At 67.4% G+C, this 18,273-nt stretch carries 13 protein-coding genes and 1 pseudogene; 6 read left to right on the top strand and 8 right to left on the bottom strand.

The genetic code is table 11. The features are described 5' to 3' along the window. Positions 1–242: 242 nt before the first annotated feature. From ACQCO7_RS38675 to ACQCO7_RS38660, 4 genes are all read right to left on the bottom strand, one after another. Entirely contained in the window at positions 243–854 is a 612-nt protein-coding gene (locus tag ACQCO7_RS38675) for a transposase (RefSeq protein WP_464077400.1), read from the bottom strand. 8 nt (positions 855–862) lie between these two features. After that, the gene (locus tag ACQCO7_RS38670; RefSeq protein ID WP_464077452.1) at positions 863–1,147 is read right to left on the bottom strand and encodes a hypothetical protein; all 285 of its coding nucleotides are present in this window, start codon (positions 1,145–1,147) and stop codon (positions 863–865) included. A 41-nt stretch (positions 1,148–1,188) separates the two neighbouring features. Beyond that, the gene (locus ACQCO7_RS38665; protein ID WP_464076189.1) at positions 1,189–1,659 is read right to left on the bottom strand and encodes a transposase; all 471 of its coding nucleotides are present in this window, start codon (positions 1,657–1,659) and stop codon (positions 1,189–1,191) included. Between the two features lie 157 nt (positions 1,660–1,816). Beyond that, positions 1,817–2,302, bottom strand: a complete 486-nt coding sequence (locus tag ACQCO7_RS38660) for a MerR family transcriptional regulator (protein ID WP_464076188.1) — start codon at positions 2,300–2,302, stop codon at positions 1,817–1,819. A 15-nt stretch (positions 2,303–2,317) separates the two neighbouring features. On the opposite strand from ACQCO7_RS38660, the gene ACQCO7_RS38655 reads away from it, so the two are divergent. Beyond that, complete coding sequence (locus ACQCO7_RS38655) at positions 2,318–3,259, top strand: aromatic alcohol reductase (RefSeq protein ID WP_464076187.1); 942 nt, start codon at positions 2,318–2,320, stop codon at positions 3,257–3,259. A 205-nt stretch (positions 3,260–3,464) separates the two neighbouring features. On the opposite strand, the gene ACQCO7_RS38650 is transcribed toward ACQCO7_RS38655, so the two are convergent. After that, a complete protein-coding gene (locus ACQCO7_RS38650) occupies positions 3,465–3,680 on the bottom strand; it encodes a hypothetical protein (RefSeq protein WP_464076186.1) in 216 nt (71 codons plus the stop codon). A 91-nt stretch (positions 3,681–3,771) separates the two neighbouring features. Between ACQCO7_RS38650 and ACQCO7_RS38645 the strand changes: the two are divergent. Both ACQCO7_RS38645 and ACQCO7_RS38640 read left to right on the top strand, forming a co-directional pair. After that, a pseudogene (locus tag ACQCO7_RS38645) lies at positions 3,772–4,524 on the top strand (transposase family protein). A 77-nt stretch (positions 4,525–4,601) separates the two neighbouring features. After that, a complete protein-coding gene (locus ACQCO7_RS38640) occupies positions 4,602–6,140 on the top strand; it encodes an ISL3 family transposase (RefSeq protein ID WP_464076185.1) in 1,539 nt (512 codons plus the stop codon). Between the two features lie 731 nt (positions 6,141–6,871). Here the strand turns inward: ACQCO7_RS38640 and ACQCO7_RS38635 are convergent. The 3 genes from ACQCO7_RS38635 to ACQCO7_RS38625 form a co-directional block, all read right to left on the bottom strand. Beyond that, a complete protein-coding gene (locus ACQCO7_RS38635; protein WP_464076184.1) occupies positions 6,872–10,699 on the bottom strand; it encodes an NACHT and WD repeat domain-containing protein in 3,828 nt (1,275 codons plus the stop codon). 35 nt (positions 10,700–10,734) lie between these two features. Further along, positions 10,735–11,151 carry a hypothetical protein gene (locus tag ACQCO7_RS38630; protein ID WP_464076183.1) on the bottom strand — a complete coding sequence of 139 codons (417 nt, stop codon included), beginning with the start codon at positions 11,149–11,151 and terminating at the stop codon, positions 10,735–10,737. A gap of 144 nt (positions 11,152–11,295) precedes the next feature. Then, entirely contained in the window at positions 11,296–12,870 is a 1,575-nt protein-coding gene (locus ACQCO7_RS38625) for an ISL3 family transposase (protein ID WP_464076182.1), read from the bottom strand. A 484-nt stretch (positions 12,871–13,354) separates the two neighbouring features. Here ACQCO7_RS38625 and ACQCO7_RS38620 point away from each other — a divergent pair, with 484 nt between their 5' ends. The 3 genes from ACQCO7_RS38620 to ACQCO7_RS38610 all read left to right on the top strand — a co-directional run bounded on the left by ACQCO7_RS38620 (position 13,355) and on the right by ACQCO7_RS38610 (position 18,241). Continuing rightward, entirely contained in the window at positions 13,355–13,921 is a 567-nt protein-coding gene (locus ACQCO7_RS38620; protein ID WP_464076181.1) for a hypothetical protein, read from the top strand. Between the two features lie 535 nt (positions 13,922–14,456). After that, positions 14,457–18,014 (top strand): colicin E3/pyocin S6 family cytotoxin, encoded by a 3,558-nt coding sequence (locus ACQCO7_RS38615; RefSeq protein ID WP_464076180.1) that lies wholly within the window; start codon positions 14,457–14,459, stop codon positions 18,012–18,014. Continuing rightward, positions 18,011–18,241: a DUF7683 domain-containing protein gene (locus tag ACQCO7_RS38610; protein WP_464076179.1), complete on the top strand. Its 231-nt coding sequence runs from the start codon at positions 18,011–18,013 to the stop codon at positions 18,239–18,241. The genes ACQCO7_RS38615 and ACQCO7_RS38610 overlap by 4 nt, the downstream gene beginning before the upstream one ends. The last annotated feature ends 32 nt before the right edge of the window (positions 18,242–18,273 follow it).

Genomic DNA, 18,273 nt, shown 5'->3' with positions numbered 1-18,273 from the left:
GCCACCCGCACGCCCGCCTCCAAGAACCGCACGTGCGGCATGCTGATCCCCTGGATGACACACCCGTGCGTCCCAACGGTCATCGTGGGCACCGGCCCACGTTCGACGAGCCGAATCGCCCCGCACGTACACCCCGTGGCCACGCGGCCGGATCTCGTACAGCAAGAACGAGCTGAAAGGCTGGTGCACTCGCCGCAGGCAAGCAGGCCGGAAGCTGTCAAGTCAAATGAGATGGTTTGAGGCTATGTGTTCTGTCGGGCGGGTTCTGTTTCCTGTTTTGGTTCGTTGATCCAGACCTGCTCGGGTATCGCGGGTGGTTCGGGTCGGCGGGCGAAGCGTGCGGGAGTGCGGGCGTATGCCTCGGCCAGGGTTGCGGCGCGTTGTTCGCGGACCAGGCCGGCGGTGCCGAAGTGGACGGAGGCGGGGGTGTGCAGGCCGATGCCGAAATGACGGTGTTCGTGGTTGTAGTAGGCGATGAAGCCCTCGCACCATTCCCTCGCGTGGGCAAGGGAGTTGAAGGATTCCGGGTGCTCGCCGCAGTACTTGACCGTCTTGAAGTTCGCCTCGCTGAAGGGGTTGTCGTTCGACACCTTCGGGCGCGAGTGCGACCGGGTCACCCCGAGATCGATCAGCAGCTGGGAGACCTTCTTCGAGGTCATCGAGGTGCCGCGGTCGGCGTGCACGGTCTCGGGCACGATCCCGTTGCGCTCGATGCTCTCGCGTATCAACTCGCTTGCCCGCTCGGCGGACTCGGCGCGCTCGACGGTGAAGCCGCAGATGTAGCGGCTGAAGATGTCGATGATCACGTAGAGGTGATACCACTCGCCCTTGTCGGGGCCGCGGAGTTTGGTGATGTCCCAGGTCAGGACCTGGCACGGGGCATCTGCCCGCAGCTGCGGGACGGTCTTGGCGGGGTGGGTGGGGTGGCCTGGCGGCGGCGCTCGCCGTTCTGCCCGGCCGCCGCGAGGATGCGGTACATCGTGCGCTCCGAGCACCAGTAGCGCCCGGCGTCCAGTTCGCGCGCCCAGACCTGGGCCGGCGGCAGGTCGGCGTATTCGGCCCGGTTGAGCAGGGCCAGGATCTGGGCCCGCTCGGCGGCCGACAGGACCGAGGGCGGTGTCGGGCGCGGTCTGCGTACCCGGGGCACCGGGTGCCGGTGACGGTAGTGGGTGGCGCGTGAGCGTCCGGTCAGCCGGCAGGCAGCGGCGATGCCCAACTGCCCCTGCACACCGGTGAACGCGTCGTCCACGACCGGGTCGGCGGCGTGCTTCGGTCCGCGCTCTCGGAGAGCAGATCCAAGAGCGCGTTGGCTTTTCCCATGACTTCCAGCGCGGCATCGCGGCGGGCCAGGTCCTTCTCCAGTCGTGCCACCTTCGCGCGCAGCCGTTCCATCTCGGCCTGTTCGGCCGCCTTCTTCGGCCGCACCGCCGAGGTCCGCCGGTCGGTCAGCGCACCGAGCGCACCGGCCTCGCGGGCCTGGCGCCACTCGATGATGTGCGAGTGGTACAGCCGCTCACGGCGCAGGACCGCGCCCTTCTCGCCGGGTGGGGCGGCGTCGTACTCGGCGACCATGCGCAGCTTGTACTCGGCGGTGAACGTGCGCCGCTTCGGACGCGGTGCCGGATCCGATCCGGAACTGGTGGGGGTGGTGCTGGCCATGCCGGGCTGTACTCCTGTCTCGCCTATCCAGGCCAACCCGACAAAACGGGTGCCTCAGCCGAGGCTGCCAGAGAGGGGTAGGGTGTGAACGGCCTGGACGACGTCGCCCACAGGTCGGGGGTCATGCCCCTCCGCCCTCGGGTCCAGGGGCTGCGAATCACGCTCGGGTCAGCAGGTCTGCGTGGCCCGTTCGCCGGAGGTAGTCGATCACCGCGTCTCGGCTCTTCTCCAGGCACACGATCCTGTTCTCGACGACGCGCAGCTCGCGAGCGAGCTCCGCTGCCAGGGTCTGGGTGCATGCGCCTGCTGCGTCCTGGGTCGAGGGAGCCTCGATGTCCAGCACGATCTTGATCATCCTCGTCGACAGACCGGCCTCGACGAGCGCCCGGACGTGACGTGCATGCTCGACCTGGTCCTCGGAGTAGTCGCGGTAACCGTTGGTCGACCGCGACGACTCGATGAGCCCCTGCTGCTCGTAGTAGCGGAGCATCCGAGCCGGAGCTCCTGTCTTTTTGGCGGCTTCACTGATCTTCATCCCTCGCTCCTCCTCGTCAGCCGACGATTTGACCTTGACATTGATGTCAAAGTTTACGGTGGCTCTCGAGACCCCGGCGACCAGGACGCACTGGGGAGAGACGAACACGAGAGGGACCTTCAGATGGCCAGCGGCAGCTCGACACCCACCTCCCGGGACATCCTCATCATCGGAGCCGGGGAGCTCGGCATGCCCGTCATCCGCAACGTCGTCCGACGAGCGAAGGACATGGAGGGCTCGTCCGTCAGCGTGCTCCTGCGGGCCGGCGCCATCGCGTCCACGGCACCCGACAAGCAGCGCGACGTCGCTGAGATCAAGAACCTGGGCGTGAAGATCGTCGAAGGCGACCTCGTGAAGAACACCGTCGACGAGCTCGCCTCCCTCTTCGCCGACTACGACACGGTCATCGGGTGCACGGGCATCACCGCCGGCCTCGAAACTCCCATGAAGGTCGCCCAGGCCGCCCTCCAGGCGAGGGTCCCGCGGTACTTCCCGTGGCAGTTCGGCGTCGACTTCGACGTCATCGGCCGAGGAAGCCCGCAGGACATCTTCGACTCCCAGCTGGACGTCCGTGACCTGCTCCGGTCCCAGGACCAGACCGAGTGGGTCATCATCTCCACCGGCATGTTCATGAACTACCTCTTCGAGCCCGGCTCGGGCATGGTGGACCTGCCCGACGACACCGTAAACGCGCTGGGAAGTCTCCAGACGGCGGTCACCGTGACGGCGCCCGAAGACATCGGCGTCCTCACCGCGGACATCCTCTTCGCCGAACCTCGCATCCGCGACGAGATCGTCTACCTCGCCGGTGACACCATCACCTACGGCGAGCTGGCCGAGACGCTCGAGACCGTGCTGAAGCGTCCGTTCCGCCGTGCGGTGTGGACGGTTCCGTCGCTGCTCGACGAACTGGCCGCCGACCCGGACAACATGACGCGGAAGTACCGGGCGGTCTTCGCACAGGGCCGCGGCGTTGCGTGGGCGAAGGACGACACCTACAACGCACGCCACGCGATCCCCGTGACTGACCTCCGCCAATGGATCGAGGAGAACCTCGCCGGCTGACGCCCTCAGCCCCTGCGCGCGGGCGGCATCGGTTGCAGTTCCTCACCGGCGATCTCCAGGGCAGCCATGACCCGCCGGATCACGCGTAAAGGCCCCCAAGCGCCATGGGGGCCGGCGGGCGCAGTCGGCCTGAGGCCGCGTCTTCGATGTCAGCCGCTGTAAGGGATGGCGACGCCGATGATCCAGGTGACCCCGAAACGGTCGGTCAGCTTCCCTTGCAGTACGTGGGGACCTCGTCGGCGTCGGTGCTGCTCAGCGAGTCGTAGAAGGGAATCGTGCCGGGGTCGTAGTCGAAGGAGTTCTGCACGTCGTAGGCCATGAGGTGGAAACCGTTGGGAGCCTGCTCCTGGCCCGCGGCATCGGCTGTCGATGCCGACCCCAGCCGCCAACTGGCTCCCCACATCAGAGCCTCTGACAACACCCAGCCAGTGAACGTCACAGAGCGGCCCACTCAGAAAGCCCCTGGCAGACGAGTTCACGACCAAGGTCACCAGTCCGCCAGGAGCTTTCGCGTGCTTGTCTGCCCGTCCGGCATCGATCTGTCCAGCCGCACTCTGCGGCACCTCTCCGGTCTCTTCGCAGGCCACCGCCGTCGCATCGGCTCCCGGTGGCGTCGCCTGACCTGTGGCCGGCAGGCCCTGCTCGTCCTGGCCCACCTGCGCTGCGGCGACACCTACGACCGCCTCGCAGCGGGTTTTCGCGTCGGGATCGCGACGGTCTACCGGTACATACGCGAGGCCGTCGACCTCCTGGCCGCTCAGGCGCCCACGCTGGAAAAGGCCATGAGGACGGTGCGGAAGAAGGCGTACGTGATCCTCGGCGGCACCGTGCTGCCGATCGACCGCATCGCCGCCGACCGCCCGCACTACTCGGGGAAGAAGAAGCACCACGGGATGAACGTGCAGGTCCTCGCGGATCCAGCCGGCTGCCTGATCAGGGCCTCGGACGCGCTACCCGGAGCCGTGCACGATCTGACCGCGGCCCGGACCCATGGCATTCCCGCCGCTCTCGCCGCCGACGAGATCAAGTGCTGAGCGGACAAGGCATACCAGGGCGCAGGCCCTGCTGTCCGCGTCCCGTTCCGCGGCAAGAATCTGCGCGGCTGGCGCCGGCGTCACAACCACGATCACGCCAAGATCCGCAGCCCCGGCGAATGCGCCATGGCCAGCCTCAAATGCTGGCGGCTCCTGTGGAAGCTCCGTTGCAGCACCACCCGGATCACCGCCGTCGTCCGGGCCGTCGTCGCCCTCGAACTCACCACTTGATCAAGATGGAAAAGGCTCGCTGTCGGTGCCAGTGGCGCGTGTGATCGTGACTCGCGTGTTCTTCGCAGAGTTTTGAGGTGCTGTTCCCTCATCTTGGTGGTGTCGTGGTGGAGTTGGTCGACCGGGCCGCGGCCGGGCTCACGATGCATGCGCGCGCCCGTTCGGCGGGTGCGGACTGTCCGCACTGCGGTAGTGCGTCGGGCAGGGTGCACGGTCGGTACATGCGACGGCTCGCGGATGCCGCGGTCGGTGGCGCCAGTGTGGTAATCGAGCTGGTGGTGCGGCGGTTCAAGTGCCCGAACCCCGCGTGCCGGGCGGTGACGTTCGCCGAGCAGGTCGCGGGTCTGACGAGCCCGTATGCCCGCTACACGCCAATGGTGCGTGAGCAGTTGACCTCGATCGCTCTCGCGCTGGCCGGCCGTGCGGGAGTCCGTCTGGCCGGAGTGCTGGGTCTGCGCGTCGCCAAGGACACCCTGTTACGTCTGGTCCGCGCCGCGCCGGAAGAACCCGCCGGGGAGATCCGCGTGCTCGGTGTCGACGATTTCGCCCTACGGAAGGGCGACTCGTACGCGACGATCCTGGTGGACCTGGAGAGGCGGCGCCCGGTGGACGTGCTGCCCGGCCGGGATGCAGAACCGCTGGCCGCATGGCTGAAGGACCATCCGGAAGTAGAGATCATTTGCCGGGACCGGGCCGGGGCCTATGCCGAGGGCGCACGTAGCGGTGCCCCGCAAGCTCGGCAAGTCGCCGACGCCTGGCACCTATGGCACAACCTCGGCGAAGCCGTCGAAAAGACCGTCTCTGCCCACCACGCCTGCGTCCGGACCGCGTTCGATAACACCGTACCGGCCACCCCAGCAACGAGCGACGACATCTGGCAGACGCCACCGCCGCCGGCATCGGCTGCCGGGATGCTCGACGTCTGCGAACGAGAGCGCCGCCTGGTGACCCGGACCAGGGAACGCTACACAGCGGTGCAACAGCTCCTGGACAGCGGCAGCACGCTGGAGGACATCTGCCGGACACTACAGCTGGACCGGTCCACCATCCTGGACGAATACACGCCGCATCTCCACCAGCGGTGGAACGAGGGCTGTCACAACAGTGCCCAGCTCCACCAGGAGATTGCTGCCCTGGGCTTCGCCGGAAGCATCCAGACCGTCCAGCGTTACCTCCGCCCGTTCAAGGCCGTCACCGCCGCGCCACCAGCGCGCCGACTGGCTCCACGGCCCCGCCGCATCGTCCGCTGGATCATGACCGACCCCGGAAACCTGACCGCCGATGATGCCGCCGACCTCAAGGAGATTCGGGCCAGCTGCCCCGAACTCGACGCCGCCACCCACCACGTCCGCGACTTCGCCACCATGATGCGCGAACTGCAGGGCGACCAACTGCCCGCCTGGATGGAGCGCGTCCTCGCCGACGACCTGCCCGCCCTGCACTCTCTGATCAACGGACTGAGCCGCGACATCGACGCCGTCACCGCCGGGCTCTCCACCCCCTGGAGCTCCGGCCAGGTCGAAGGGCAAGTCACAAGGACGAAGCTGCTCAAGAGGCAAGGATTTGGACGAGCCAACCTCGGCTTCCTCCGTAAGCGCGTACTCCTCACGCCCTGACCCAGATCAGCGCCAGAGTCGAATTACCGGCTCTGTCGCTGATCTTGTGATGCCGGTGGATGCTCGAGTCCGAACTGGTGCCAGGATGGGCTTGTGCCGGACGCCGTAATGAGGGGGCGACATGGGCGGGCTGCCACGGTGGCTTGAGCTGTGGTTCACAGAGAACGAGGCCGAGTGTCGAGCGCGTGGAACCAGAATGGTGCTGTCGCTTAGGCCCCCCGATGGGCCCCCAGACCGTCGAGGCCGTAAGCCGACTGCTGACGTGAGGGTGACGGCCGAAGCGGGCAGCCGGTGGGGCAACGCCGCCGTGTATGCCGAGGGCTGGGGCCGTCTCATGGGGATTGATGACTTGACCGAAGCAGTTTGGCAGGCAGAGGTTCACCCGGAGTCACAGGGCGAAGTTGATGTGATCATCGGGCACCTGCTGGCTTGGGTCGAATCGACAGCTGAGGTACCGAGCTGGGCCAAAAGCTGAAGAGATAGGGCCGTTGGGAACACTCTTTGTTCTCAAAGGATCAGCATGTGTCGACGGTCAGGTAATTCGGGTCTGGCGCTGATCTTGTGACGGCCGGACCGGTAGCGCGTCTGGAATGAGGGTGAAGGGGGCTATTGAACGTTTCGGCGATGATGAGAAAACCTGTCATGAATAGCGCAGCCGGTGGAACTCGCTGCCTCCGCACGGTTATAGAGGCGCAGTCTCTTCTCGAAATTTTCGGCTGGTTTGGTGCGCGCTATGAGCAGGGTGGGCTGAACGGGAGTCCTGGGATGTGCTGCCCCCATTGTTGACGCGTGAGGCTGTAGTGGGTGACACGGCAGATCCGTTCGATGGCTTTGTCGACGTTCATCTCCCACACACGTACCGTGAAGTCCTCTCCGGCACTGACCAGAGTGTGTCCGGTCGGGTTGAATGCAAGGGCGTTGACGGCACCCGTGTGTCCGAGGAGTTCGCCGAGTTGCTGGGGGTGCAGGGGGTCGGTCATGTCCCACAGCCGCACAGCCCCACTCAGTCCTCCGCTGGCCAAGGTCTGCCCGTCTTGGCTGAATGCCACCGCGTTGACAGTGCCATCGGTGGTCAGGGGCTGTCCGAGCCGCTTGGGATGTGACGGGTCAACTATGTTCCACAGCCGCACGGTTGTGTCCTCGCCGCCGCTGGCCAGGGTGTGCCCGTCTGGGCTGAACGCCAGGGTCGAGACGGATCCGGTGGTAGTCAGGGGCCGTCCGAGTTGCCTGGGGTGTGCGGGGTCGGCAACACCCCACAACCGTATGGTTCCGCCCTTGGCACCATCGCCGCCGCTGGCCAGGGTTTTCCCGTCTTGGCTGAATGCCACGGTCCATACCGAGTCGGTGCCGGAGTCCGTGACGGGGGGACGACTCATCAGCTTGGGGTGAGCGGGGTCGGCGACATCCCACAACCACGCTTTTCCCCCAACTCCTGGCACGGCCAGCATCCGCCCGTCCGGGCTGAACGCCACCTGCCCGACCCAGCCGCTGACGCTGTCGTCATGGTTCAAGGGGCGGCCGAGTCGCTTCGGCCGACTCGGATCGGTCACGTCCCACAACTGTGTCCTGTCGTCCACGCTGTTGGTGGCCAGAGTGCGCCCGTCCGGGCTGAATGCCACCGAAATGACGGCGCATTCGTCGGCGGTGTAAGGACCTTGGCGTGGCGGTGTATCGGTATTGCCGAAAGGGTGGCCAAGCGCCTCGGGACGAGCTGGGTCGGACAGGTCCCACAGCCGTGTTGTGCGGTCCTCTGCGCCACTGGCCAGGGTGTGCCCGTCCGGACTGAACGCCACCGTATAGACGGTGGCGGGGTGGGCGGTCACGACGGTGCGCGGGAGGGCCCACAGCATGATCGTCCGGTCGGCTCCGGCGGTGGCCAGATTCTGCCCATCAGGGCTGAACGTGACGGAGTTGACGAGGCTGGTGTGCCCGAGAGGCGGACCGAGTTTCTGCGGCCAGACAGGGGAGGAGAGGTTCCACAGTTGCACGCTGTCGCCCCCGGCGGTGGCCAGGGTGCGCCCGTCCGGGCTGAACGCGACGGAGGTGAGGTTGGGGCTCCGCAGCGGGCGGCGGAGCTGCCTGGGATGCAGGGGGTCGGACAGGTCCCACAGGCGCACTGCCCCATCTGCCGAGCCGACCAGTGTGTTCCCGCGAGGGCTGAACGCCAACGAAGCACTGTCAAGTGCGATGGGCGGCCCCAGCAACTTCGGGCGGGCGGGGTTGGCCACGTTCCACAGCCGCAGTCCTTCGGCCGATCCTTCGCCTATATCACCAGCGCTGGCCAAGGTGTGCCCGTCCGGACTGAACGCCACCGTCCAGACGGTGCCGGTGTGGCCTTGAATCGAGCGGCTGAGACGCTTGGGGCGGGCCGTGTCGGATACGTTCCACAGCAGTACCGCGTCGTCTGCGGCTGCTGCGATGGTGTGTCCGTCCGGGCTGAATGCCACCGACAGCACACGGATGAATCGGCCGACGTTCATGCCGCCTCGCGGTGTGGGGTGAGCCCGGTCGGACAAGTCCCACAGCCGGACCAGGCCGCCTGGCTCACCTCCTTCTCCGCCGCTGGCCAGGGTATGACCGTCCGGGCTGAACATCACTGAATTTACCCAACCGGTGTCCCGGATCGGCGACCCCAGCGGCTTGGGGCGGGCCGGATCTCCGAGGTCCCACAGGCGCACCGTGCGGTCAGTCCCGCTGGTGGCCAGAGTGCGCCCGTCCGGGCTGTACGCCACCGAGGTGATGTCGCCGGCGCCTCCGGTCAGTGGAGTGGACAGGGGAGTGTTTGCATCGGTGGTCAGGCGCCCGTAAAGGCTCGGCCCACTGGGTCGCATACGATGCGCCACGATGTCGAGCTGTGCGGCAAGCGACGACTGATTGCCGCGTAGCCCTTCCGCCTCGCCCCGGATCTGGTTGAACACGGCTTCGTTCCGCTGGGCTTGCGCACTGGAGCGCTGCTGGAAGGCGACGACGGCTGCCGCGGAGGCGATCAGGAGCAGGGCGGTGAGGATGGCGATCACCGAGCGGCGCAGTCGTGCGCCACGGCGCGCGTGGCGGGTGGAGGCGGCGAGGAAGGCGGAAACAGTGAGACCGGCCTGGTTCTGGTGGCGACTGGCCCACGTGACGGCTGCTTCGAGGCGGTGGCCTCGGTAGAGCATGCTGGTGTCGTGGTGGGCACGGTCCCAGTCGGTGGCGGCTTCCTCGAGGTCTTGGTGGATGAGGTGCCCGGCCCGGTCGGCATCGATCCAGTGGCGCAGGCGGGGCCATGCGTGCAGCAGCGCTTCGTGGGTGATCTCGACAGAGTCCTGGTGCCGGGTCAGCAAGCGGCCTCGGGTGTAGGCGTCGATGACGTTGGCCGTGGCGGACGGGTCTTTGCCCGTCTCGAGCAGGTCGGTATGGGGCATGCGGCGGCGCGTGTCCTCGACACTGTCGCCGATCTTGACGAGTCGGAGAAACAGTGCGCGTGCCGTCTGTTCCTCAGCGGGATCCAGAGTGGTGAAGAGGCGTTCGGCGGTGGTGGCGACGGCGTGGCGAATGCCGCCGGTGGCTTGGTAACCGTCCACGGTGAGGATGTGGCCGTGGCGTTGCTGCCAGGTGGCACGCAACGCGTGGGCCAGCAGCGGCAGACGTCCGGCCTCGTACCCCTGTGGCGGCGGGTTGGTCGAGCCGCCGTCGGTAGACGCACCCAGGTCGCGCAGCAACACCTCGACCAGACCAGGTTCGATCTCCAGGTCCGCGGCCCGGGCGGGAAACAGGATCGCTTCCTGCAGTTCGCTTTGTGTCATGGGCCCGACCATGAGTTGACCGTCCTGCAGCACGGTCCGCATCTGTGGGTAGTTTGCGCACGGGGTATAGAAGTCCGAGCGCAGCCCGTACACCACCAGCCCGGTCGGGCCGGCCTCGTCGGGGCCGCCGTGCGCCAGAGCGGTCAGCACATCGAGGAAGTCCCGCCGCTCCTGCTCGCTCGTGCACAGCGTGAACAGTTCTTCCAGCTGGTCTACGACCACCACCAGCCGTGCGCCTTCCCGCCCGTCAGCCTCGGCCATCGTGCGCAACCGGGCCGCGTAGTCGGGCGGATCCACCGTTACGGCCGCCAACGCCTCTTGCGCGGCAGCGCCGGTGGCCTCGGCAAGGTGAGTGACCAGCGCCGTCAGCGGGTGGGCGGTGGGGGTGAGCAGCAGCCGTGGCCAGTGGGCCGAACCGGTTGCGGGTAAGGCGCCGCGCGCGAGGGCGGGTAGCAGACCGGCATGCAGCAGCGAGGACTTGCCCGCCCCGGACGGCGCGACCACTGCCAGCGCGCCGCCGCTGCGCAGCCGCTCATCCAGGCGGACCAGTAGGTCCGCGATCACCGCGTCCCGGCCGAAGAACCAGCGGGCCTGCTCCTCGCCGAACGCCGCCAAGCCCGGATACGGGCATTCCATCGCGGGTGTGTCCGGCGCGGTGCGGCGCGCGCGGCGCACCCCGTCCTCGTAGTGCAGGTGCAGATCCCGTTCCGCGATGTGCTGGTCCCGGCCGGCCTGGTAGATCCGGGCCTGATCCGAGGCGCTGGCCTCAAGGCGCATCCCCTCACCACTCGGCGGCGAGGACTCCGGTGTGCTCACCACTCGGTGATGTGCTGGTCCCGGCCGGCCTGATAAACCCGCCCGCCGCCGGATGCCTCCGCCCTCATGACCAGTGTCCCGATCCGGGATCGCTCATCGGCGGTCAACGCCGGGGTGAGCTGCTCATCCAGCAGTCGGCGCAGCTCGATCGCGACCGCCGGGTTCGCCCGCAACAGGGCCTGGATCCGCAGTTGCCAGTCCGCGGCCAATGTTTGCTCGACATCCGCCTCCCCTGCCGCTCGCGCCGCCAGTACTTCGGCACGTGATGCGGTGAGTTCTGCGTCGACCGCGTCAGCCTGTTCGGGATGCACCCGACGCCACAGTCCAACGAGACCGGTGCGCGCCCCCTGCCAGGCATCCGTGGCTATCGCCCCTACCAGAGCTGTCCCGGCCGCCAGCGCAATCGGATCCATGAGACATCCCCCTTGCCGCCCGAACCCGAAGGATTACGTTACCGGCACCCGACCGAGAAAGTACTGTCCGTACCCAAGAGTTCATGATTGACCGATTGATCACGTAGACCCGCTACGTCACAAGATCTCGCGATCGGGTGGGTGTCAGGATCGGTGCAGGATCCGGATGCGGAGGAGGTCGAAGTTGGCCCGGCCGTATCCATCCCTTTTGATCCGTTTCACCCTCGTGTTCTGGCCCTCGACCTGGCCGGAGCTCCAGGAGCTGGACAGGCCGGCGATGACGGCGTCCTGGTCCCTGCGCAGGCCGTTGATCAGGGAGTGCAGCGCGGGCAGGTCGTCGTGTTCAACGCGCTCCATCCAGGCGGGGAGTTCGCTGCTGGTCAGGTCCCGCATCATCATCGCGAAGTCGCGGACGTGCTGGGTGACCGCGTCCAGTTCGCGACAACCGGCACGTATCTCTTTGAGCGCGAGGGCGTCCTCGTCCGGGAGGTTGCCGGGATTCGTCATGATCCATCTGATGACGCGGCGAGGCCGAGGAGCCGGACGTGGTTCTGCCGGTGCGGCGGTAAAGGATTTGAATGGGCGAAGGTAGCGCCGGGTGGTCTGGATGCTGCCCCGGAAGCCCAAGGCCCGGATTTCCTCGTGGAGTTGTGCGCTGTCGCGGCACCCGTCGTTCCACCGCTGATGGAGGTGAGCCGTGTACGGGTCGAGAATGCTGACTCTGTTCGTCGCGTTGACCAGCAACTCGTCGATGCTGGTAGCGCGGGCGAAGCGGCGCACGGTGGACCGGTCCAGCATGAGTGTCCGGCAGATCGCTTCCAGCGAATCGCCATCGGCCAGAAGCTGCTGCACGGCGGCGTACCGCTCCTTCGTCCGCGTCACCAGGCGGCGTTCACGCCCGCAGACGTCGAGCGTCGCGTCGGCCGCGGGCGGCGGAGTCTGCCAGATGTCGTCTTCGAGCGGCCGGTTGACCGGTATGGTTTTCGCGAACACGGTCCGGACGCAGGCATGATGGGCGCCGACCGTCTTCTCCACCGCATCGCCGAGGTTCTTCCACAAATGCCAGCCGTCGGCAACTTGCGCCGCCTGCGGGGCGCCGGTGCGGGCGCCTTCGGCGTAGGCTCCGCCACGGTCCCTGCAGATGATCTCTACCTCGGGGTGGCCCGCGAGCCAGGCAGCCAGCGGTTCGGCCTCACGTCCCGGCAGTACGTCGACCGGGCGCCGTCGTTCCAAGTCCACCAAGATCGTCGAGTACGAATCGCCCTTGCGCAGCGCGAAATCATCAACCCCAAGCACCCTGACCTGCCCGACAGGCTCCTCGGGAAGGGCCCGCAAGAGGCGTAACAGCGTGTCCTTGGCCACCGGGACTCCCAGCGCGATGGCGAGCCGGCTCCCCGGCCGCCCGGCCAGCGCCACAGCGATCGAGGTCAGCATCCCGCGCAACAACGGGGTGAAGCGGGCATGCGGGCTGGTCAGCCCGGATACCTGCTCGGCGAACGTCACAGCCGCGCAGGCGGCGTTGAGGCACCGGAACCGACGCACCAGCAACTCGATCACTACACGGGCACCGCTGATCGGCGCATCGGACAACGACCGCAGATACTCGCCGTGCACCCGCCCGGACGCACTGCCGCAGTGAGGGCACAGCGCATCGGCCCCACGCACCCGGGCATGCATCGTGATCCTGCCGACCGACCGCTCAACCAACTCCACCACCACACCGGCAAGATGGGGAAGAAGGGCCTCGAAACACCAGGTGCGTTCATGGTGACAGAGTTCCCCAGGTGGTTGCCGGGGGCCTGAATACACGTACTCAGGCCCCCGGATCATGTGCCCTGGAGGGTCTGTTCCAGCGCGTGCGACCGGGGAATGCCATCCCCCAGGAGGGAAGCAGGGTCGATCCGGGGAAGTGCGGGTGGCCCCCTCGGCCTCGATCTTCACTATTTTACGTTAAGACATGAGTAAATTTTCTTAATGTGAAATGACGTCAGACTGCGCCACTTGAGTCACTGCACCAAAAATCAGGACACCGGTGCGAAAATTTTGTCTGTTTTTAGCAGATATCTTCCCTCCTCGACGAGGTTCCTCTTGTGCACGCTCCGTGGAGTTCTCGTGATTGCAATCAAGTTGCTTGTGCACAGATATGGCTTTACTGTCACGGTCGACCACTTACTTTTGCTTTATGTCTGTGCACGGGGGCTGCATGTGTGCTGTCACCCATGCCTGGAGGGATGTTCGAGTGATGGCTGGGATACGCAGGTTGCTTCCCGTGGCGGGGGTCGCTGCTGTTGTGGCCCTGGCGGGGGTTCCTGTGCTGGCGAGTGCTGACCCTCAGCCGTCAGGGGGGACGACGGGTGCGGCGGTCACGCCGCCGTCGGCGGTGGAGGATTTCGCTTATCCGGACGCGGAGCGGATCCAGCGTGAGGCGGGTATCAAGCTGATCCGGGGCGATGGGCACATCGTCTTCGCGGCCTGTGACGACACCGCTCAGCAGATCAAGGTCATGACTGTCCAGGGTCCGGGCGCGGACTCCCGGGACAGCTACTGCTTCAACACGACCGGGAAGAGCGGTTACCTCGAACTCAACCTTCCGCGTGTTTTCGCGCTGGAGACCGCCGACCACCCCATCGTCGCCGCTCTGAGGCCGCAGGACGAGCCCAAGGCACCCGCTCAGAAGGTGACCGTGGCGAAGAACAAGTTTCAGAACGTCGGTGAGGGAGTAGCCGGTGGCTCACAGACCGTTCTGTTGGAACTGAGCGTCACCGGCTGAGGCAGTGCCCCTCATCGTGGCACTCTCTCCCCTCTTGTTCCTGCACGGCTCGACATCAGTCGCCGGCGCGCCTGTTCGGCCACCCTGGTCGCCGCGCAGTGGCTGCTGACCGCGGCCACGGTCGGAGACGGTGTGCAGCATGTTGGTGAATCTGGTGTCCCGCACGGACCGTGACGTGGTGCTTGCTCGGTCGGCGGCGTCGGCCACCGGTGTCACCCCCTTCCCATGACCGGCAGGACTGCCGGCCAGGTGCGTGCGGCTGCCTTCTCCATGCAGAGCCCCGCGGCCACCACGGCGGATCTGGTGAAGAGGCCCGCCGATGGCGCCATCGTCCGCTGGAGTGACGGCCGCCTCAGTCTCTTCATCACCAACGAAATCCAGCACACCGCAGCTCACCGGCACGGCCCGCCCGGCAACACCCCTCAAGAAGGCGGCTCCACGTCTGGCGTGCCCTGGAGCCGCCCCTCACACGCGCCCGGCCCGGCCGGTGCGCGTCCCTCACCTGCATCGAATGACAAGACGAGAAGAGTTCGCAGTGACCTATCCACGACGCGTGCGAGGCGTGGTGACAGGCCGGCGGCATACGTTGCGCGCGCTGTGTCTGGGCCTGCTGCCCGGTGCGCTCGTACTGGGCCTGCTGGGACCCGCTCCCAGCCCTGCCCGAGCCGATGACCCGGCACCGGCCGACACCAGTGTCGGTACCCCCCTTCCGGACACCGACCGGGCGAAGGTCGTCCGGCTGTGGGAGACGGGCGGTCCGGGAGTCAAGGTTGCCGCAGAGGTCGCGCTCGTCGGCGGTGACGACGACGTCAGGACATTCCTGTCCCAGGCTGCCAATCTCTCGTTCCAGGACGATCGTGTAGCCACCGCCCAGGTTTCCAGCCTCGGCGGCACCAGCCTCCAGGACGCCGCCCGCGCCGCACTCGACAGCGATTCGCCGGACACGATCAGAACGTTCCTCAAGGACGGGTGGAAGGCCCCGCTGTTCCAGGACCAGCGGGTACGGGTCGCACAGATCATGGGCATGGGCGGCCCCGAAGTCCAGAAGGCCGCCCGCGCCGCGCTCGACAGCGACTCACCCGACAAGATCCGGGACTTCCTCACCAACGGACAGTACGACCGGCGCCGACAGGACGAACGCGTCCAGGTCGCACAGCTCCTCACCGGTGCGGGCGCGAATGTGGGGGCCGCGGCCCGGATCGCACTGAACGGCTCGCCGGACGACATCCACGAGTTCCTCCAGGTCGGCCAGTACGTGGCCCGCGCCCACGACCAGGAACACGCCACGATCGGGCAGCTCGCCGACCAGGCGGCGAAGGCGGGCAAACTGGCCGGGCAGCAGACCCGGGCCGCCCAGGAAGCCTCCGCCCGCGCGGTGAAGGCGGCCCAGCTCGCCAAGGCCGCCGCGCAGGAGGCCGCCGAGCAGACCCGGGCCGCGCAGAAAGACACCCAGAACGCGGCAGCCGCCGCCTCCCACGCCGCATCAGCCGCCCAGCAGGCAGCCGACGCCGCACAGACCGCCATCAGCGCGGCTGCCGCGGCCACCGACGCCGCCCGTGTCGCCGCCAACGCGGCCTCGGCCGCGGCGTCCGCTGCGGCTGGCGCCGCCGAGGCGGCGTCCCGGGCACGTAACGCCGCCGCAGACGCCGCGGTCGACGCGGGGCAGGCAGGCGCCGCACGCAAGGCGGCCCAGGACGCGCGGGACGCCGCCGCAGGCGCCCACGCCGCCGCCACGGCCGCCGACTCGGCGCGCACCGCAGCTGCTTCGGCCGCCGCCGCGGCGACGTCCGCGAAAGGCGCGGGCAGCGACGCCGACAACGCCGCGGACGCGGCCGACCAGGCGAACACCCTGGCCGACCAGGCCGGAGCCCACTCCGACCAGGCACAGAACGCCGCGGCTGCCGCTCATCGTCATGCACGGGAGGCGACCCGGGCCGCGGATGCCGCCGTTGCCCTGGCGAACGAGGCAGCCTCCGCCGCAGGCGAAGCCCGGGATGCCGCGAACGACGCCGCCACTCACGCGGAGAACGCCGCCAAGGCCGCCGACGACGCCGCAGCCCACGCCGGACAGGCCGCGACCGCCGCGAAGCAGGCCCGTATCCACGCCACCGAGGCGAAGAAGGCCGCCGACGCGGCCAGCGCGGACGTCGCCAAGGCCAGGAAGGTCCATGACATCGCCGTCCGTATCGATGCTGAGCAGGTGACCGCGCGGACCAACGAGGCGATCGCCCGGGCCAAGGACCTTAAGGCACAGGAGAACCAGCGCACCGCTGCGCAGCAGGCAGTTGTGCAGCAGGCCAAGGACCTTCAGACCGAGGCGGACAAGCTCGCCGACCAGGCAACTCAGCCCGGCGCCGACCCAGCGAAGATCGCTCCCGAGGCCCGTAAGGTGGCTCTGGCGACGGCCAGGACCGGCCGACCCTGGAGCCAGTCCGCAGCCCTCGTGGCCCTGGCCGACACCGACACCGACACCGACATCACCACCTACATCCGCACGGGCCGCAAGGACGCCAGTAGCCAGGACGATCGCGAGGATGTCGGGCATCTCGCGGAAGCCGCGGGCTCCGCCGACGTCCGTGCCGCCGCCACCAAGGCCCTACAGGGCGATGCCACCGCAGTCAGCGCGTTTTTGGCGACGGGTCAGTACGAGGCGATGAAGCAGGAGATGCGCCTGGTCGCGGCCCGGACCTTCACCGGCGCGGGCCCGATCGAGCAGCAGGCCGTCCGCACCGCACTGGACGCCGGCACCACCGACGCCCTGCGCCAGTTCATCACCACCGGCGACGCGCAGGCGCGCACCCAGGACGAACGCGTCCGCGCCGCCCAGCTCCTCAGTAGCCCTGGTCCGGAGGTGCAGGCCGCAGCGCATGTCGCCCTGGAAGGCCCCGCCGACCTGCTGCACGCCTTCATCACCGTCGGCCAGTACAAGGCTCAGCGCCAGGACCAGCTCGCCGCCACCCACGAGGCCCAGATCCAGCAGCTCATCGCCCAGGCCGCGAGCGTGGCCGCCACCGCGCAGAAGAACGCGGCTGAAGCGGGCAAGGCAGCGGCTACCGCCGCCAAGGCTGCGGCCGAAGCCGCCGGGTACGCCAAACAGGCCGAACAGTCCGCCAAGGACGCCAAGAAGGACGCGGACCAGGCCGATGGCTACGCCACCCAGGCCGAACAGTCCGCCAAGGACGCCGCCAGCTCCGCGAAGACAGCCCGGCAGGCGGAAGCCAACGCTCAGCAGGCAGTAACCCGCGCCGTAAACTCTGCTTCTCTGGCACAGAATTCCGCGGACTGGGCAAGGAGCTCCGCAGATCAAGCATGGACCTCTGCCAACCAAGCCCGCACCTCCGCTACTGCCGCTAAGAAGGACGCCGCAGCCGCCAGTCAAGCATTCAAGGACGCTTTCGCCACGAGTGTGACGAAACAGCAGGAGGAAGAGGCCGAGTACCGACGGACCGAAGAAGCCTGGAGGAACGCCCCTGACCCTGGCGACGAATCCGGCGGCGGGGTCGGTGACTGGATCCCGAACTGGCTGAAGGACACGGCCGACACGGTCGGTACTTACGCCGAGGAAATTTTCACCACTCCCGACGTCTGGAATGGCCTTGCGGAATCAGGTCTCGGCGTCGTCATGATGGGAGTCGGGGCGTCTGGCGACATCGCAGGCGGCGCCATCTGTCTCACCGGAATCGGATGCCTGGCCGGCGCTCCGGCCATCGCCGTCAGCAGCGGACTCGTTGTCGGAGGTGCCTACACTACGGCAGACGGCATAGGTCAATTCAGCGACGGTCTTGGAACAGCCCTACGGAACGCCAAGGAACGAACGGCTTCCGCTGGACGTCCCGACTCGGGCCCCGTAGCCGCCCCGAAGAAGTTGGAGGCCTTCCCCGAAGCGACGCGAGCCAGGGAAAAGACGCCTGTCCAGGGAGGCGGCGGGATGAGAAAGCGCTGGAAGGACCCTAAGGGAAACATCTACGAGTGGGACTCTCAGCACGGAACTGTAGAGAAGTACAACAAACGCGGAAAGCACCTAGGTGAGTTCGACCCGAACACCGGTGAGCAGACCAAACCCAAAGACCCGACCCGGCAGGTGGATCCGTGACCTTTGTCATCGCTTCGTACAAGAAGGACGCGGACCGGCCAGATGCGGTGACAGATGTGTCCCACCTCGGGGCAGCCTTCATCGCCGAGGTTCTCGGTTTGGATCCCGATTCCCTGACCGACGTCTACGTGATCACTGAGGATCACGCAAGAAAATTCAGTGCGCACGTCGATGTTAAATTCGACCTCGCAACCCACGACTACCATCTCGAAGCGCTAGCCGATTAAACCTTTAGCTGTGCTTCTGTGGCCCGAAAAAA

The sequence above is a fragment of the Streptomyces saintjeani genome (genome assembly GCF_055409605.1).
The sequence above is the reverse complement of the archived record's forward strand: the minus strand, read 5'-3'. Positions and strand labels throughout refer to the sequence as shown.